Raw genomic sequence first — 16,499 nt, 5'->3', positions numbered from 1 at the left:
TCAAATACTCTACCGATAACCGAATCATTGAAAATCAAGAAATTTCTTTTCATTACTTAATTAATCCGAGTACCACTCCTATTAATTAAAGATGCGTGAGTATTAATGTAATTTTAACAAAAGTATTAAAATCTCTAAAAGATTAACTTTGGTTTAAATAATAGTTATATAATACTACAAGTTTTTAAATAAATAAATGTGATTAGATTAATGATGATGCAACGATAATAAAAAAAGCGAGATAGTATTCAATCTGAATTCCTACACTCGCTTTAATATATATTAATCTAGTTACTAAATTAATGACTATTCATCGTAAGAAATTAAACTCATGACATCATAGTCTTTAATTTTTTCCATACCATTTAAATATTTTAATTCAATAATAAAAGCTATTCCAACAACAATACCACCTAATTCTTCTACTAATTTAATAGCCGCTTCGATTGTTCCACCTGTCGCTAATAAATCATCAGTGATTAAAACACGTTGTCCTGGTTTAATTGCATCTTTATGCATTGTTAAAACATTTGTCCCATATTCCAAGTCGTATTCATAGCGAATAACTTCACGTGGTAATTTTCCTTCTTTTCTTACAGGTGCAAATCCAATTCCCATTGAGTACGCAACTGGACAGCCAATAATAAATCCTCTTGCTTCAGGGCCTACTACAATATCAACGTTACAATCTTTTGCATACTTTACAATTTGATCAGTTGCATAACCGTATGCTTCACCATTGTCCATAATAGTTGTAATATCTTTGAAACTAACACCTGGTTTAGGCCAGTCTTGTACTTCAGATACGTATTGCTTTAAATCCATTTAAAAATTTCCTCCTATGCGTTACGCTTTTTGAGCTTTAATCCAATTCTTAAGATGTGAAAAGTCATCATAAAGCATTAATTTTTCAACTTCAATTCTTGACTGTCTCGATTTATAAACTTGACTCGACTCAATAGATTGTTTACTTGGATTATCATTTATTTTAATTATACCATTTTCTTCGTAAATAAAACTTAGGTCAAGAAATACTTTTAAAATAAACTTTAAAGTATTTGGCTTAATATTTAAGTATTGACATAATTGTAACCCTTCTTTTTCTAAGTTCATTTCTTTCTTAGTAAATAGTGCCCTATAACTTTGTTTAAATAGATGAGCACTCGGTAACCCCTCAAAATAAATTGAATGTTGATGGTGTAATACTAAATAGAGTTGTGAGTATTCTAAATGTTTTAGAGATTGTGTAACACTATCTAAATCAGTTGGTAAATCACGAAACACAATCGTATTATATGATGAATCAATTGTTTCACCGTAGTGGAAATAATTCTCACCTAACTTCTCTTTTTTAGAATGAATGACAAAAGCAACATTATTAGATGACGTATCAATATTAAGTTGTTTACGTTTACTTCTATAATCTAATATTTGCTCATTTTGAGTCGCTAAATCTTGTATAATCATTTGAGGTGTCTGATTGTTATTCCACTCATTTATTTGTAAATGTCCTATGATATTGACAGGTTGGCCTAATTCTATTTGTGTCATTAAATCACCATTTTTCCAAAATAAATGTTGTAATTTAGCTTGACCAGTTACTAATTTTAAATGATTTTTATCTTTTCCAATCGCTTTAACGTCATTAACTTCTGTATCATCCAATTCAAATAAAGGTTTTTCAAAATCAGTACCAAACGGTTTCAGTATTTTAATATCATGAATATTTGATACAGTAATGTCATCTTCTGAAAGTTTAGTCGTAATATATTTTGTTGGTTCTAAAGAAGTATGTTTAGAAAGCTGAACCATCCATTCATTTAATCCTTTTGATAATGCATCAATATTATCAATCTCCATCGTCATTCCAGCTGCCATATGATGACCACCAAATTTAGATATCAAGTCTTGATGTGCACTTAAAATTTCGAACATAGACACTTGTTCAATACTTCTAGCTGAACCTTTTGCATGATGTTGTTCTAAATCTATATTTAAAATAAGAGTGGGTAAAGCATAAGTTTCTACAATTTTTGAAGCCACAATACCTAATACTCCCTCATGCCATCCTTCTTTAGCTAAAAGTAAAAATTTGTCGCCATTTTCAACTTTTTCATTAGCCATCAATAGTGCTTCTTCTGTTATTTGAGCGACAATATCTTTACGTTCAATGTTAAAAGCTTCTACTTGTTCAGCTAAAAAATTCGCCTCTTCAGAATCTTCTGCCATCAGTAATTCCGCTGCTAATGACGCATCTTCTAATCTACCTACCGCATTTAAACGAGGTCCAATAATGAAACCAATTGTTTCTTCATCTATTTCATCATTAAATCCTGCTTGATTTAATAATGATTGAATTTGAAATGGACAGGATTGATTTAAATATTTAAGACCTTCTTGAACAATCGTTCTGTTTTCATCAGTCAGTGACACTAAATCTGCAATCGTCCCAATAGTTGCAAGCGCTATGAAATATTCTGGAGGATGATCTATTAAACATTGCGATAATTTGTATGCGACACCAGCTCCACATAAATATTTAAATGGATATTCAAATTCTGGATGCATAGGATGAATAATGGCATATGCTTTTGGTAATGTACGGCCTATTTCATGATGGTCTGTAACAATTACATCGACTCCCAATGCTTGTACCATTTCAATTTCTTCATGACCTTGTATTCCATTATCAACTGTAATAATAAGTGATACGCCTTCATCGTAAGCATTTTGAAAGGCATATTTATTTGGACCATAACCTTCGCTAAATCGATTAGGAATATACCAACCGACTTCAGCGCCCAATTTTTGCAGTGTTTGAACTAATATCGTTGTAGATGTTACGCCATCAGCATCATAATCTCCATACACTAATATTCTTTCATGTTTATCAATCGCTAAATTAATTCGATCAACAGCTTTTCGCATATCACTCATTAGCCATGAATCATGCTTTTTATTTGTACCATTAATTAATGTATTTATCTCATCATACTGTGTAATCGATTTACTTTCTAAAATCTTTCTTACAATAGAAGATAAATTAAATTCCTTAATAATCTCAGACGATATATCTTGTTTAGGTGCTTCATAAAGCCATTTATATTTAGATTGAATCATAAAGTTATCCTTCCTTTTTCCACAAGCAATTATACCTAAAAAAAGAATAAATAAAAAGAGGAAGAAACACTGAATTCAATTAGAATTCTTTTGTTTCTTCCACTAATTTTATATCATGTATTTAATTATACTAAGATTTTTTCATCATTTGATTTTTTCTCTTTATAAACTACAAGCTTACCGTTCTCAGATTTTTTCAACTGATGTTTCTTCATGATGCTCCATAGTGGAACTGCAATAAAGATAGAAGAGAATACACCAGATAATAATCCAATAAGTAATGCTAATGAGAAGTTAAACAGACTTGATGCACCAAAGATAAGTATGGCGATAACTACTACAACGACTGTAAGAACTGTATTAATAGAACGAGTCATTGTTTGTCTAATAGATCGGTTAACAATATCATCAATTTGATGAGGATCTGTTATTACTTTGATTTTATGAAGATTTTCTCTTACACGGTCGAAAGTAACAATTGTATCATTTATTGAATAACCTACAATCGTTAAGATTGCAGCGATAAACGTAATATCTACTTCAAGTCTTAATAAACTGAATAAAGCAACGATAATAAATACATCATGAAGTAATGCTAAGACAGCAGAAAGCCCCATTCTCCATTCGAATCTTAATGAAACATAGATAATAATCCCAATAGCTGCATAAATTAATGCTTTCATTGCATTTTTAGCTAACTCTTGACCAATCATTGGAGAAACTGTGTTCACTGTCGGTTTATGACCATATTGATCATTAATAACTTTATTAAGTTTCAAAGTTTCATCTTTAGATAAATCATTTTTAAATTGAACTGTTGCTTGTTTATTATCATTACCATTAATTTGAATTTGATCAGGTGTCAAACCAACATCTTTTATCGTACGTTCAACTTTAGTTTGAGATAACTTCGTATCAGAATCAAGATCTACTCTTGTACCAGCTGAGAAATCAATACCTAAGTTAAGTTTAAATATACTTAGAATAATTATACCAATTACTAAAATTAAAATACTTACTCCAATTAATGGTTTTGCTAATTTAACAAAATTCCATTTTTCAAAAGCTGTTTTTAAGTCATGAACATCTACACCTTCATTGATATCATGGCGATTATTTTTATTTACACCAAACATCCAATATTTCTTCTTAAAGTAATTAGAAGAAACTAAAAGTGATAATAGTCCTCTTGATAAAAAGACAGCTGTGATGAATATCATTAAAATACCTAATAATAACATCGTAGCAAATCCTTTAACTGAACTTTGACCAAAGAAGAATAACACTGCTGCTGCTATAACAGTTGTTAAGTTTGAATCAAAAATCGTTAAGAAAGAACTTTTATTTGCTTTAGAATAAGCCTGTTTAAGCGTTCGTCCTACTCTAAGTTCATCTTTAATCCGTTCATACATGATGATATTTGCATCTACAGCCATACCTACACCTAATACTAAGGCAGCTAAACCTGGTAATGTAAGTACACCTGAAATAAAGTTAAATGCTACTAATGTTAAATAAACATATACTGTTAAAGCAATCACTGCCACAATACCTGGTAATCTGTAAAAACCTACCATAAATAAATAGATAATTGCAACACCAATCATTGATGCAAAGATTGTTTTATCTAATGCATCTTGACCAAATTGTGCACCTACAGAATTAGAATAAACTTCTTTTAAATCAACTGGTAATGAACCTGCATTTAACAATTCTGCAATTTGCTTAGCACGTTCTACGCCTTGTTGACCCTGGAAGCCACCTGAAATTTCTACACTGTCTGAATTAATAGGTTGATCCACCGAAGCGGCTGAAACGTATTTCCGTTTATCTTCAGGTTTATCCAACTCTTTATGATAGCTATCACCTTTTTTATAATCTAACCACACTACCATCATGTTTTCTTGTTTTTTAGAAATTTCTTCTGTAACTTTTTTAAATTTCGCGCGGTCTTTTAATTTAAAAGTGACTGCAGGTTCGTTTGTACCTTGTTTAAATTCTTGTTTTGCAGAACCTTGTACAATATCTTTACCTGTTAATTTAACATGATCATTAGCATCACGTATAGTCAGATTTGCTTGTGAAGACAAAATTTTCCGAGCTTCATCAGGATTTTTTACCCCTGCGAGCTGTACCCTAATTCTATCAGGGTCTTCAACTTGAATATGAGGCTCAGATACGCCTAATACATTAACACGATTTTCTAAAGTTTGAGCAGTAGATTGTAAAGCCTTATCATCGATTTTACCATCACCGCCAAGTGGTTTAACTTGATATAATACTTCAAAACCACCTTGTAAATCCAAACCTAGATTTACATTCTTAACTACATTCTTATATGTAAAGCCCATACCTACAAATAGTAGCGCTACAATGAGTATGAATGCAATTATTCTACTTGTTTTTTTCACATGAACACCTCATTATTTAATTATGTAATTAGAATAATCTTTTAATAAACCATGTGCAAGTGAATTAAAGATTACATCTATGTGACAAGACTTATCTATCTTAACATAACCTTTTTATTAGTGTAATCACGATAGCTAGTTAATAAAAAAACATTCCACGACAATTTGTTGTCTGGAATGTCTTGTTATTATAATTTATGATGGGTCAACTTGTTTAATCGCAGGTTTTTCAAATGTCATTTCAGTACCATGACCATTTACTGTGATTACAACTGCTGTTTCATCCACAGCTTTAACAGTTCCTTTGATTCCACCAATAGTTGTAATTTTTTGACCTGCTTCGATACGACTAATCATTTCACGATGTTCTTTCGCACGTTTTTGTTGCGGTCTAATTAAAAAGAAATAAAATACTATAATTAAAATTATAGGCAAGATTAATGCTGAAACATTCATTATATTGTTCTCCTTATTAAAAGTTTTTAGGGTTCTCTACATTTAGCCCATATTGTTCGAAAAATTCTTCTTTAAAATCTAATAAACGATCTTCTCGAATGGCCTGTCTAATATCTTCCATTAATTTTAGCAGAAAATGTAAATTATGAATAGTAGTAAGACGGATACCAAACGTTTCCTCTGCTTTAATTAGATGTCTAATATATGCACGTGTATAATTCTTACAAGTATAGCAATCACAATTCGCATCTATAGGACTAAAATCATCTGCATATTTAGCATTTTTTATAACCAATCGTCCTTGAGATGTCATGCATGTTCCATTTCTAGCTATGCGTGTTGGCAACACACAATCAAACATATCCATACCGCGAATGCTACATTCTATTAATGCATCAGGTGATCCTACTCCCATTAAGTATCTTGGTTTGTCTTCTGGCATAAATTGAACCGTATGTTCAACCATATCGTACATCACTGGTTTTGGTTCACCTACAGATAAACCACCAATAGCATATCCAGGAAAATCCAATGATACAAGTTCTTTAGCACTTTGTTCTCTTAAGTCTTTGTACTCTCCACCTTGTATAATACCAAATAATGCTTGGTCCTCTGGACGTTGATGTGCTTCAAGACATCGTTTAGCCCATCTTGTTGTACGTTCAATTGAATCTTTTACGTATTTATATTCGGCAGGCATAGGCGGACACTCATCAAATGCCATCATAATATCTGAACCTAAGTCATTTTGAATTTGCATTGATTTTTCTGGACTTAAAAACAACTTAGAGCCATTTGTATGATGTCTAAATTCGACACCCTCTTCTGATATTTTTCTAAGATTACTCAAACTAAACACTTGGAAACCACCAGAATCTGTAAGAATAGGGCCATCCCAATTCATGAACTTATGTAAGCCCCCAGCTTGTTTGATAATATCATTTCCAGGTTGTAACCACAAATGATACGTATTTCCTAATATAATTCTAGCTTCAATTTGTCTTAACTCTTCTGGACTCATTGTTTTAACTGTTGCTTTCGTACCTACTGGCATAAACATGGGTGTTTCAAATGAGCCATGGGGTGTATGAACAATCCCTAAACGTGCACCTGATTGCTTACATGTTTTAATGTGCTCATAAGTTACTGCTGGCATAATCTGTACCTCTCATTCATTAAATTATTAACATTGCATCTCCAAAACTAAAGAATCTATATTTAAGTTTTACCGCTTCTTTATAAGCATTCAAAATGTATTCACGACTACTAAAAGCAGAGACTAACATCACTAATGTTGATTTGGGTAAATGAAAATTAGTAATTAACCCATCAATTGCTTTATATTCAAACCCTGGATAAATAAATATATCTGTCCAACCACTTGTAGCGACAAATTGTTCATGATCACGACGAATTGTTTCTAACGTTCTAGTAGACGTCGTACCTACAGAAATAATTCTATGCCCATTTTCTTTAGTTTTATTCAGCATATCTGCCGTTTCTTTAGTCATTTGATAGTACTCACTATGCATTTCATGATCATCAATATCCTCCACACTTACTGGTCTAAAGGTACCTAGGCCAACATGTAGTGTAATAAATGCAATATTGACACCTTTGTCTTTTATTTTCTGTAAAAGCTCATCTGTAAAATGTAACCCTGCAGTAGGCGCTGCAGCGGAACCATTTTCTTTAGCATACACAGTTTGATATCTATCCGGATCATCTAAACGTTCTTTAATATAAGGTGGTAAAGGCATTTCACCTAACTCATCTAAGCGTTCTTCTAAAATACCTTCATAATGTAAACGCATAATGCGCCCACCTTGTTCTAATTCTTTTATACATTCAGCAATGATTTTGCCGTTACCAAATGATAAAGTATTACCTACTTTAATACGTTTTGCTGGTTTTAATAATACTTCCCAGTCATTGTCCTCTATTCTAGTAAGCATTAACATTTCTACCTTTGCACCTGTTTCTTCTTTTAAACCGAATAAACGTGCTGGCATAACACGTGTATCATTTAATACTAATGTATCTCCAGGTTCAAAATAATCCATAATATCTGTAAAGTGTTTATGTGCAATATTTCCGGTCTTTCTACCTAGCACAAGTAATCTACTTTGATCTCTATTTTTTAAAGGTGTCTGAGCAATCAATGATTCAGGTAAATGATAATCAAACTCCTCAACGTTCATATTATTCCCTCATTCTTTAATTTTTTTGAAATGTTCATAGGCAAATGGTGTCGCTTTTCTACCTCTTGGTGTTCGTTCTATAAATCCTTTTTGTATTAAAAAGGGTTCATAGACATCTTCGATTGTAATACGTTCTTCTCCAATTGACACTGCTATCGTATCCAGTCCCACAGGACCTCCATTATATTGATTAATAATACAATTCATCATTTTATGATCAATGTAATCTAAGCCTTCATCATCCACTTGTAATAAGTTTAGAGCTTGCTTTGTTGTTTCGATATAAATTTGTTCATCTTCATTTACTTGTTGAAAATCTCTTACTCTTTTTAGTAGTCGATTTGCAACACGAGGTGTTCCTCTTGAACGCTTAGCAAGCTCAACTGCACTTTCATCATCAATTTTTGTACCTAATACTTCAGCAGTTCGAATAATGATTTCTTTTAAATCTGATTCCGAATAGTACTCTAATCTTAAATGAACACCAAATCGATCTCTTAAAGGGCCTGTTAGACTTCCAGCACGTGTTGTCGCGCCTACTAGAGTAAAAGGTGGTAAATCAATACGTATACTACGTGCTTCATCACCTTTACCGATAATAATATCTAAGAAAAAATCTTCCATAGCAGAGTATAAAACTTCTTCTACTACACTACTTAAGCGATGGATTTCATCAATAAATAAAACATCTCCAGGCTGTAAACCTGATAAAATTGCCGCTAAATCTCCGGGTCGCTCTAATGATGGACCAGATACAGTTCTTATATTGACTTCCATTTCATTAGCAATAATATTTGAAAGTGTTGTTTTACCTAATCCTGGAGGACCAAAAAGTAATACATGATCTAATGGCTCATCCCTTAGTTTAGCCGCTTTTATAAAAACTTCTAAATTATTCTTTATTGATGATTGCCCAATATATTGTTTTAATTTAGTTGGTCTGAGTGAGAATTCAAAAGAAGATTCTTCATTGTGTAATGATTGATCTACCATTCTATCATCCATATTTATCCCCCCAGTTATCGTTCATAATATTAAGATATAAGCGTTTTTAAACCAATCTTAACTGCTTCATCAACAGAGTGGATGGATGTTTTATTAAGCACTTTCTCAACTTTAGAAAGCTCTCTCTTAGAGTATCCTAAAGCTGCAAGCGCTAATAACGCTTCCTTAATTATATTGTCATTTTCTTCAACTTGTCCCTCAACCTGTAATAAGGTCTCACTAGTCTCTTCTGTAATCTTAACTTTACCTTTTAAATCTAATACAATTTGTCGTGCAGTCTTTTTACCTATACCAGGAAATTTAGTTAGATAAGTATCATTTTCATTTTCAATTGCACGTTTAACTTCGTTAGGTGTACTTGTTGCTAGAATAGCTAAAGCTGATTTAGGGCCTATACCTGTAACTTTTATTAAGCTTAAGAACATCTCTTTTTCTTCTTCGCTAATAAAACCATATAATAATTGTGCGTCTTCTCTTACAATCAGTGAAGTAAAGACTTTACATTCTTGATTTAAATATTTTTGAAATCGATATGAATTTGGAGTTTGAATTTCATAACCGATACCATTAGACGTTTCTACAACAATATGTGTTGGAAACAATTGAGATAAATGTCCTTTTATATAAGCGTACATAGATACCTTCCTTACATACTCATACTAATTAATTCAACTTTATAAACATGTTGAATATTTCTCAAAGTGCCCATGACCTTTTCTATTGATAATGATTGATCTTTTGCACTCAAAGAGAGTGTAATCGTTGCTTTTTCTTCCATTGGAACACTTTGATGAATAGTTAAAACGGATAACGCTAATTTTGAAATAGTTTGTAATACTTGAGCAAGCATTCCTACTATATCATTAACATAGAGAATTAAGGTGAATTCACGGTGTTCAAAAATCTTTTCATCTACAGGAAAAATAGTATCTCTATATTTATAAAAAGCACTTCTTGATAGATTAAACTGCTTAACTGCTTCATAAATGGACAGTGTGGCATCATTTTTTAAAGCGTCTTTAATTTTAAGCGTTTTAACCACTGATTCTGGTAAAACGTCTTCACGTATTAAATAAAACTTTTTATAATCTTTGCTGTCCACTAAAAAGCCCTCCTATTCGACGAATTCAAATTCTCCCCCAAGTATTCTAACAATATCACCATTACTACATCCACGTTCTCTTAATGCATCATCAATACCCATAGAGCGCATTTGACGTGCAAAACGTCTTACTGCTGGATCACTATTAAAGTCTGTCATTTTAAACATGCGTTCGATTGCATTACCGCTTACTACATAGGCACCATCATCATCTCTTGTAATCGTAAATTTATCTTGAGATGGTGTATGTTTATATAATACGCGATTAACACCTGCATCTTCGTCTTCTTCTACACTAAAATCAATATCTTTTACTTCTTCTAATTTATCAGCAATTGTATATAGTAATTGATCAATATTATCTCTTGTAATTGTAGAAACTGGAACAATAGTTACATCTTCATCAATTTCTTTTTTAAATAATTCTAGGTTATCGTTTGATTCCGGTATATCCATTTTATTTGCCACTATAATTTGAGGTCTATCTTCTAATCTTTGTTTATAATTTATCAGTTCATTATTGATGATTTGATAATCTTCAAGTGGATTTCTTCCTTCAGAACCACTCATATCTATCATATGAACAATAACTTTTGTTCTTTCAACATGACGTAAAAATTGATGACCTAAACCGACTCCTTCTGAAGCTCCTTCAATTAAACCTGGTAAATCCGCCATCACAAAACTTCTATGATCAGGTGTTGAAACCACACCTAAATTTGGTTTAATTGTTGTAAAATGATAAGCTCCAATTTTAGGTTTTGCCTTAGATACAATAGATAACAATGTTGATTTCCCTACACTTGGGAATCCAACGAGTCCCACATCAGCAAGTAGCTTTAATTCTAAGGTAACATCTAGTTCTTCTCCAGGTTCTCCATTTTCACTAAAGTCTGGAGCTGGATTTCGAGGGGTTGCAAAACGTGAATTTCCACGACCTCCACGACCTCCATGAGCAATAACTGCACGTTGACCTTCTTCAACTAAATCTGCTAAAACTTCTTCAGTTTCTACACTTTTAATAATGGTACCAGGAGGCACTTTTAAAACTAAGTCTTCCGCATTTTTACCATGCATATTACTACTTTGACCATTTTCACCTTTTTTAGCCTTAAAATGACGTTGAAATCTAAAGTCTAAAAGTGTTCTTAAACCTTCATCAACTTCAAAAATGACTGAAGCACCTTTACCTCCATCGCCACCAGCAGGGCCACCAAATGGTACATATTTTTCCCTACGATAAGCAGTAATACCATTACCTCCATCGCCTGCTTTTAGAGATATTTTTACTTGATCGACAAACATATATCTCACCTCTTTTTATATATTTTATTAATTCATCGCTAATATTATATCATTAACTCTAAAACGTTAGATTCTATTATAATCATTTTTAAACAAAAATAAAACACCAGAAGTCTTCACTTCTGGTGTTAATTAGACAAAAATTATTCAGCTACTGCATATACAGAAACTTGTTTTTTGTCGCGACCTTTACGTTCGAAACGAACAACGCCGTCGATTTTAGCGAATAATGTATCATCGCCACCACGACCTACATTTTCACCAGCATAAATTTTAGTACCGCGTTGACGATATAAAATTGAGCCACCTGTTACGAATTGACCGTCTGCACGTTTAGCACCTAAACGTTTTGATTCTGAGTCACGACCGTTTTTTGTAGAACTTACCCCTTTTTTAGATGCGAAGAATTGTAAGTTTAATTTTAACATCGGGATACACCTCACTTATAATTTAATCTTATATTTTCATTATATTCATCTTCAATCGTTTGTAAAGACACAAGCATTGCTTGAAGAATTAATTGTGCTTGCTCATTGTTAGTGTCTACTGATCTAATGTGAAAATGACCACCGTCATCATCATAATCAATATCCGGATTTTCAGAAGTTAAACTTAAAATAGCATTCACACTTCCAAAAAGAACAGCTGAAGCCCCTGCACAAACAATATCATAGCCATAATCACCATGATTAGCATGGCCATCCATGATGACGTCTGTTACTTTACCTTCATCATTAATTGAAATATCAACAGTAATCATAATTAAGCGTTGATTTTATCAATTGTTAATTTAGTATAAGGCTGACGATGACCTTTTTTACGTTTTGAATCTTTACGACGTTTGTAAGTGAAAACAGTAATTTTTTTACCGCGACCTTGTTTGTTCACAGTAGCAGTTACTGTAGCTCCTTCAACAGTTGGAGCACCAACTTTAACTGAATCTCCACCTACAAATAATACTTTATCAAATGTGAATGAATCACCTTCATTAACATCTAATTTTTCAACGAAGATCTCTTGACCTTCTTCTACTTTAATTTGTTTACCGCCTGTTTCGATAATAGCAAACATACCTTGCACCTCCTATAATTATAAGTCACGCCATATACAGGTGATAAAATATAACATTTTAACGCTTAAACCTGTATTTGAGCGGTTGTATGTAGCTATAAAACTACTCAACTATTGCATCTTACCATTACTTATATTCAATGTCAATCTATTATATTGGCTTTTTAAAGAATTTAAAGAATATAGGCATCAAAATAATTAATAAAATAATATTTAATATAAGTGTTGGGATAATACGTAGTAATATAAAGTTTAGTAAATCAAATTCTACATAGCTAATAACAGAATATATAATTGCTACAAATATTTCAAGAATCATTACACCAATGATACTGAACCAATATACCATAATATAGTCTCGGTAAAAAATCTTCAAGAACTTATTAAATATTGTTATTAAGAATATATAACCAAACAAATATAAACCATATACACTGCCAAAGTAGATATCAGTTATCATACCTAAAAAAATGCTTAGTAATAATGTGACCATAAATGGTCTATAAATTGATAAAAGTAATAAATACATTAGAGTTAAATGAGGAACTAAGATAAATGTTAGGTTGCCTATATGAAAAGGAATAACCAAACCAATAAGTGTATCAAGATAAAAAACGATGATACCGATCATTATATAAACGAACGCTTTCATTATCGAGTCTCTCTTTCATTGAAATCCGTGTTATTACTTTTTTTCGCTATGTATACATGTTGAATATCTGATAAATTTGCTCCCGTTTTCACCCTCACTTCTTTTGCTAAACCATATTCATCATTTTCTACCTTCGTCACTTCTCCTATGTATAAATCACTTGGCAATTGATCGGCTAATCCACTTGTTACTACTTTGTCACCTTTTGAAATTTTATCCTTATTATTGATATTACTAATAATTAATTCCTGAGTTTTATTATCATAGTGATCAATTAATCCAAAAACATTTTTAGAATGATGTTGAATATTGACTGATAGTTTTCCAGCTCTTGTATTCGTTGAAAGTAAATCAACTTGAGAAGAAAATTGATTCACTCTAGTTACTCTTCCAATTAAACCATCACTAGTAAACACTGCCATATTATTGCTTACACCAGCTTTTTTACCTTTATCAATAATCACAGTATTCATCCATTGATCTGGATTACGTGCTATGATGGCACCTGAAATTGCATCGTATTTTGAAGCATCAGTCATATCAAGTTCTTTTTTTAAGTTTTTATTTTCCGCTTCTAATGCTTCGTTTTTTGCTTTTAATTGATTAACTTCATTATGATTTGATTTGTTAGATTGAAAGAAGTTACCTATAGCTCCAGTCACAAAATTGACAGGGTAACTAATTACTCTCTGACCAAATGACACTGAGTCCCCCACATATTGCTCAGGAGGTGATTGAGTTTGTGAACGAATGGACAAACCAATCAATGCAATAAAAATAATTATTGCACAAAAAACAACAATTAACTTGTTATTTTTAAAAAAATTTAACACTCATAACACCTCTACTATTTATTTTAAATTATTATATTCTATTTTATATTACTCTAGGATTGAAATAAAGAATAATATTAAATATTATCTTCAAAGAAAAAAAGGAACAAGTTAGAATCTTCATTGAATTCTAGTACTTGCTCCTATCAAATGTCATCTTATTTAATTTTACGATTCTTTATTCGGCTTATCTTTTTTATCTTCTTCATAGAGCGTTTCGTCTTTTCTCCATTTAGAAAATAAATTTTGTGCTTTTGCTTGTTCATTTGCCTGTTTTTCTTTAGATTGTTCAGACATACATTACACCAACCTTCAAAAGATTATTGTATCTATTTTAGACATTAACGCATTTATTTATTTTTTTCAAATTATATTTTTTAATACTCATTCTGAGGTTTTAAAGTGATTGATTGTCCTAGGCGATTTAATTCCTGTTCCATTTCAATTTCCGTACTAAAGACTTTAATCGTATCACTTCCGAATTTATAGATGATAAATTCATTATCTCTTTGCCCTACAATGTAATTATCATTATATCCCATTCTAACTATACCTGAAACTTCCATAAATTCTTTTTTATCTATAAATTTAAACACATTTTTTGTTTGACTAGCAGGAATATTCTGAAGTAAATGATTTTCTTCTATAGTATAACTTTTTCCATTAGTAGGCACTGGTGTTGATGTTTGATTACTTGGCAAGAGCTCGAATTGGTTATTGGGAGGTTGATTCATAGGATTCCAGTCCTGTTCTCTTAAAAACGGGGCATATTTTAATGCAAAATAAACAATACTAAGGATTGCAATAACTGCTACTATATTTTTAAAAATACTAAAAACCATTCGCAATAAAATCCCTCCAATTTTAAATCTAAATTATTATAAATATAAAATAGATTTTATCCATCGGTCTAAAGAAGTAAATTAAGTAAATTCTTAAGACTGATTAACATTTTCTTAAAATATATTATAATAATTAATATCACTCGTAAAATAAATTTAGAGGAGTGTGAGAAATGAACATTCTTACAATTATTTTACTTATCTTGCTTGCAGTTATACTTTTTAAAGTAGGATTTGCACTTTTAAGATTTTTAATCTCTGCTGCTTTTATTATTCTCGGACTGTATTTAGCCTATCAAGGTGTTCTTTGGATTTTAGAAAATTTTAATGTGCTTTCAGCTTATATAAGATAATGAAAAAGCTAGTTACTTTTCAATGTAATTAATACAATCTACCCTTTATTAATTCGTTTATGATTGTATTGTATGAAAAGTTAACTAGCTTTATTTACGATTGCTTTGAGACAAGTATTCATAAATTTTATATATTGTTGCTAATAGTAACCCAAATATCGTTCCAGTTACTATATCACTAATGAGTAAAATATATAATTGAGTATGCGTATGGTTGACGAATACTCCAATAAAAGAAAAAATGGTAATACCAACAATCGATAATAACACGGTATTAAGCGTTTCTTTTAAACGAATTGTTTTTTGTTTAATATTCAATCTCATTATGTAAATAATAGGTATTAATACCCCTATGATTAAAATTAAAGTCATCATACACCTCTAAATATATAATTAAGGCTTATTATACTAAAATTTTAACAATGAGACTATAAATAATTTTTAATCTTTTATACGAAATACCCCTCCTCTACTAAACTAGTAAATTTTTGATCACCGATAATAATGTGGTCAAGTAATTCAATGCCAAGAATTTGTCCACATTCTTTAAGTCTAATGGTAGTAGCAATATCTTCTTTTGAAGGCGTCACATCTCCAGATGGATGATTATGAATCACAATTACTGCATTACATGAAGCTCTAATGGCAGCATTAAAGACTTCTCTTGGGTGTATCACTGAAGAGTTTAATGTTCCTATAAATATAGTTTCTTCTTTTATCACTATATTTTTAGTATTTAAAAATAAAGCAACTAAATGCTCTTGAGTTAAATCTTTCATTTTAGACATCATCATATCTGCGACATCTTTAGGAGATTTAATCTTTACTTTTTCAATTGAATTACGTTTATTTATTCTTTCTCCCAATTCGAAAGCAGCTTTTAGTGTCACTGCTTTATGCAATCCTATACCTTTTATTTTTAACAAATCATGTATTGAAAGTAATTTTAATTCTTTTAAATTATTTACTTTATTAATCATTTCATTTGCAATATCAATACTTGAAACCCCTTGTCGTCCAGTGTTAATTAAAATTGCTAATAATTCACTGTTAGACAAACTTTTTTCACCATATTGAATGAGTCTCTCTTTAGGAAGCTCACTTTTGGCCATATCTTTAATTTTCAAAAACATCACCTTTTCTTTATT

Annotated in this window: 20 protein-coding genes and 1 other annotated feature; of the genes, 1 reads left to right on the top strand and 19 read right to left on the bottom strand. The window is 31.2% G+C overall.

What is annotated here, in order from left to right; translation table 11 throughout:
* Positions 1 to 306: 306 nt before the first annotated feature.
* From HMPREF2930_RS02895 to HMPREF2930_RS02820, 17 genes are all read right to left on the bottom strand, one after another.
* A complete protein-coding gene (locus tag HMPREF2930_RS02895; RefSeq protein ID WP_017176165.1) occupies positions 307 to 825 on the bottom strand; it encodes an adenine phosphoribosyltransferase in 519 nt (172 codons plus the stop codon).
* Between the two features lie 21 nt (positions 826 to 846).
* Positions 847 to 3,120: a single-stranded-DNA-specific exonuclease RecJ gene (gene recJ, locus HMPREF2930_RS02890; RefSeq protein ID WP_017176164.1), complete on the bottom strand. Its 2,274-nt coding sequence runs from the start codon at positions 3,118 to 3,120 to the stop codon at positions 847 to 849.
* A 125-nt stretch (positions 3,121 to 3,245) separates the two neighbouring features.
* Complete coding sequence (secDF, locus tag HMPREF2930_RS02885) at positions 3,246 to 5,531, bottom strand: protein translocase subunit SecDF (RefSeq protein WP_017176163.1); 2,286 nt, start codon at positions 5,529 to 5,531, stop codon at positions 3,246 to 3,248.
* Between the two features lie 195 nt (positions 5,532 to 5,726).
* Positions 5,727 to 5,987 carry a preprotein translocase subunit YajC gene (yajC, locus tag HMPREF2930_RS02880; protein WP_002448938.1) on the bottom strand — a complete coding sequence of 87 codons (261 nt, stop codon included), beginning with the start codon at positions 5,985 to 5,987 and terminating at the stop codon, positions 5,727 to 5,729.
* Between the two features lie 16 nt (positions 5,988 to 6,003).
* Positions 6,004 to 7,143 carry a tRNA guanosine(34) transglycosylase Tgt gene (gene tgt / locus HMPREF2930_RS02875; protein ID WP_017176162.1) on the bottom strand — a complete coding sequence of 380 codons (1,140 nt, stop codon included), beginning with the start codon at positions 7,141 to 7,143 and terminating at the stop codon, positions 6,004 to 6,006.
* 19 nt (positions 7,144 to 7,162) lie between these two features.
* Complete coding sequence (gene queA / locus HMPREF2930_RS02870) at positions 7,163 to 8,188, bottom strand: tRNA preQ1(34) S-adenosylmethionine ribosyltransferase-isomerase QueA (protein ID WP_017176161.1); 1,026 nt, start codon at positions 8,186 to 8,188, stop codon at positions 7,163 to 7,165.
* A 9-nt stretch (positions 8,189 to 8,197) separates the two neighbouring features.
* The gene (gene ruvB / locus HMPREF2930_RS02865) at positions 8,198 to 9,193 is read right to left on the bottom strand and encodes a Holliday junction branch migration DNA helicase RuvB (protein WP_017176160.1); all 996 of its coding nucleotides are present in this window, start codon (positions 9,191 to 9,193) and stop codon (positions 8,198 to 8,200) included.
* A gap of 29 nt (positions 9,194 to 9,222) precedes the next feature.
* On the bottom strand, positions 9,223 to 9,828 hold the full coding sequence (gene ruvA, locus HMPREF2930_RS02860; RefSeq protein ID WP_017176159.1) for a Holliday junction branch migration protein RuvA: 606 nt from the start codon (positions 9,826 to 9,828) through the stop codon (positions 9,223 to 9,225).
* 11 nt (positions 9,829 to 9,839) lie between these two features.
* The gene (locus HMPREF2930_RS02855) at positions 9,840 to 10,295 is read right to left on the bottom strand and encodes an ACT domain-containing protein (RefSeq protein WP_017176158.1); all 456 of its coding nucleotides are present in this window, start codon (positions 10,293 to 10,295) and stop codon (positions 9,840 to 9,842) included.
* A gap of 12 nt (positions 10,296 to 10,307) precedes the next feature.
* On the bottom strand, positions 10,308 to 11,600 hold the full coding sequence (gene obgE, locus HMPREF2930_RS02850) for a GTPase ObgE (RefSeq protein ID WP_017176157.1): 1,293 nt from the start codon (positions 11,598 to 11,600) through the stop codon (positions 10,308 to 10,310).
* Positions 11,601 to 11,743: 143 nt separating this feature from the next.
* Positions 11,744 to 12,028, bottom strand: coding sequence for a 50S ribosomal protein L27 (rpmA, locus tag HMPREF2930_RS02845; RefSeq protein WP_002449010.1), 285 nt, complete (start codon positions 12,026 to 12,028; stop codon positions 11,744 to 11,746).
* An 11-nt stretch (positions 12,029 to 12,039) separates the two neighbouring features.
* The gene (locus HMPREF2930_RS02840) at positions 12,040 to 12,360 is read right to left on the bottom strand and encodes a ribosomal-processing cysteine protease Prp (protein ID WP_017176156.1); all 321 of its coding nucleotides are present in this window, start codon (positions 12,358 to 12,360) and stop codon (positions 12,040 to 12,042) included.
* Between the two features lie 2 nt (positions 12,361 to 12,362).
* Positions 12,363 to 12,671 carry a 50S ribosomal protein L21 gene (gene rplU, locus HMPREF2930_RS02835; protein WP_002448968.1) on the bottom strand — a complete coding sequence of 103 codons (309 nt, stop codon included), beginning with the start codon at positions 12,669 to 12,671 and terminating at the stop codon, positions 12,363 to 12,365.
* Between the two features lie 13 nt (positions 12,672 to 12,684).
* Positions 12,685 to 12,768: a sequence feature (ribosomal protein L21 leader region), on the bottom strand.
* 54 nt (positions 12,769 to 12,822) lie between these two features.
* Complete coding sequence (gene mreD / locus HMPREF2930_RS02830) at positions 12,823 to 13,323, bottom strand: rod shape-determining protein MreD (protein ID WP_017176155.1); 501 nt, start codon at positions 13,321 to 13,323, stop codon at positions 12,823 to 12,825.
* Complete coding sequence (gene mreC, locus HMPREF2930_RS02825; RefSeq protein ID WP_017176154.1) at positions 13,323 to 14,156, bottom strand: rod shape-determining protein MreC; 834 nt, start codon at positions 14,154 to 14,156, stop codon at positions 13,323 to 13,325. Before mreC ends, mreD begins: the two co-directional genes overlap by 1 nt.
* Positions 14,157 to 14,324: 168 nt before the next feature.
* Positions 14,325 to 14,453 (bottom strand): hypothetical protein, encoded by a 129-nt coding sequence (locus HMPREF2930_RS11740; protein WP_017176153.1) that lies wholly within the window; start codon positions 14,451 to 14,453, stop codon positions 14,325 to 14,327.
* 80 nt (positions 14,454 to 14,533) lie between these two features.
* A complete protein-coding gene (locus HMPREF2930_RS02820) occupies positions 14,534 to 15,004 on the bottom strand; it encodes a DUF4930 family protein (protein ID WP_017176152.1) in 471 nt (156 codons plus the stop codon).
* Positions 15,005 to 15,171: 167 nt separating this feature from the next.
* On the opposite strand from HMPREF2930_RS02820, the gene HMPREF2930_RS02815 reads away from it, so the two are divergent.
* Positions 15,172 to 15,351, top strand: coding sequence for a hypothetical protein (locus HMPREF2930_RS02815; protein ID WP_002455241.1), 180 nt, complete (start codon positions 15,172 to 15,174; stop codon positions 15,349 to 15,351).
* A gap of 90 nt (positions 15,352 to 15,441) precedes the next feature.
* On the opposite strand, the gene HMPREF2930_RS02810 is transcribed toward HMPREF2930_RS02815, so the two are convergent.
* Positions 15,442 to 15,723, bottom strand: coding sequence for a hypothetical protein (locus HMPREF2930_RS02810; RefSeq protein WP_017176151.1), 282 nt, complete (start codon positions 15,721 to 15,723; stop codon positions 15,442 to 15,444).
* Between the two features lie 77 nt (positions 15,724 to 15,800).
* Positions 15,801 to 16,478: a RadC family protein gene (gene radC, locus HMPREF2930_RS02805; protein ID WP_017176150.1), complete on the bottom strand. Its 678-nt coding sequence runs from the start codon at positions 16,476 to 16,478 to the stop codon at positions 15,801 to 15,803.
* Positions 16,479 to 16,499: the final 21 nt, after the last annotated feature.

Source organism: Staphylococcus sp. HMSC068C09 (assembly GCF_001813735.1).
Classification (GTDB): domain Bacteria; phylum Bacillota; class Bacilli; order Staphylococcales; family Staphylococcaceae; genus Staphylococcus; species Staphylococcus hominis.
Note: the sequence above shows the minus strand (reverse complement) of the source record. Positions and strands in the feature narration are given on the sequence as shown.

Bases quoted from the DNA above. Each gene is read 5' to 3' on its own strand.
- HMPREF2930_RS02895 (WP_017176165.1), bottom strand. From the start codon at position 825: ATGGATTTAAAGCAATACGTATCTGAAGTACAAGACTGGCCTAAACCA.
- recJ (WP_017176164.1), bottom strand. From the start codon at position 3,120: ATGATTCAATCTAAATATAAATGGCTTTATGAAGCACCTAAACAAGAT.
- yajC (WP_002448938.1), bottom strand. From the start codon at position 5,987: ATGAATGTTTCAGCATTAATCTTGCCTATAATTTTAATTATAGTATTT.
- tgt (WP_017176162.1), bottom strand. From the start codon at position 7,143: ATGCCAGCAGTAACTTATGAGCACATTAAAACATGTAAGCAATCAGGT.
- queA (WP_017176161.1), bottom strand. From the start codon at position 8,188: ATGAACGTTGAGGAGTTTGATTATCATTTACCTGAATCATTGATTGCT.
- ruvB (WP_017176160.1), bottom strand. From the start codon at position 9,193: ATGGATGATAGAATGGTAGATCAATCATTACACAATGAAGAATCTTCT.
- ruvA (WP_017176159.1), bottom strand. From the start codon at position 9,828: ATGTACGCTTATATAAAAGGACATTTATCTCAATTGTTTCCAACACAT.
- obgE (WP_017176157.1), bottom strand. From the start codon at position 11,600: ATGTTTGTCGATCAAGTAAAAATATCTCTAAAAGCAGGCGATGGAGGT.
- rpmA (WP_002449010.1), bottom strand. From the start codon at position 12,028: ATGTTAAAATTAAACTTACAATTCTTCGCATCTAAAAAAGGGGTAAGT.
- HMPREF2930_RS02840 (WP_017176156.1), bottom strand. From the start codon at position 12,360: ATGATTACTGTTGATATTTCAATTAATGATGAAGGTAAAGTAACAGAC.
- rplU (WP_002448968.1), bottom strand. From the start codon at position 12,671: ATGTTTGCTATTATCGAAACAGGCGGTAAACAAATTAAAGTAGAAGAA.
- mreD (WP_017176155.1), bottom strand. From the start codon at position 13,323: ATGAAAGCGTTCGTTTATATAATGATCGGTATCATCGTTTTTTATCTT.
- HMPREF2930_RS11740 (WP_017176153.1), bottom strand. From the start codon at position 14,453: ATGTCTGAACAATCTAAAGAAAAACAGGCAAATGAACAAGCAAAAGCA.
- HMPREF2930_RS02815 (WP_002455241.1), top strand. From the start codon at position 15,172: ATGAACATTCTTACAATTATTTTACTTATCTTGCTTGCAGTTATACTT.
- HMPREF2930_RS02810 (WP_017176151.1), bottom strand. From the start codon at position 15,723: ATGACTTTAATTTTAATCATAGGGGTATTAATACCTATTATTTACATA.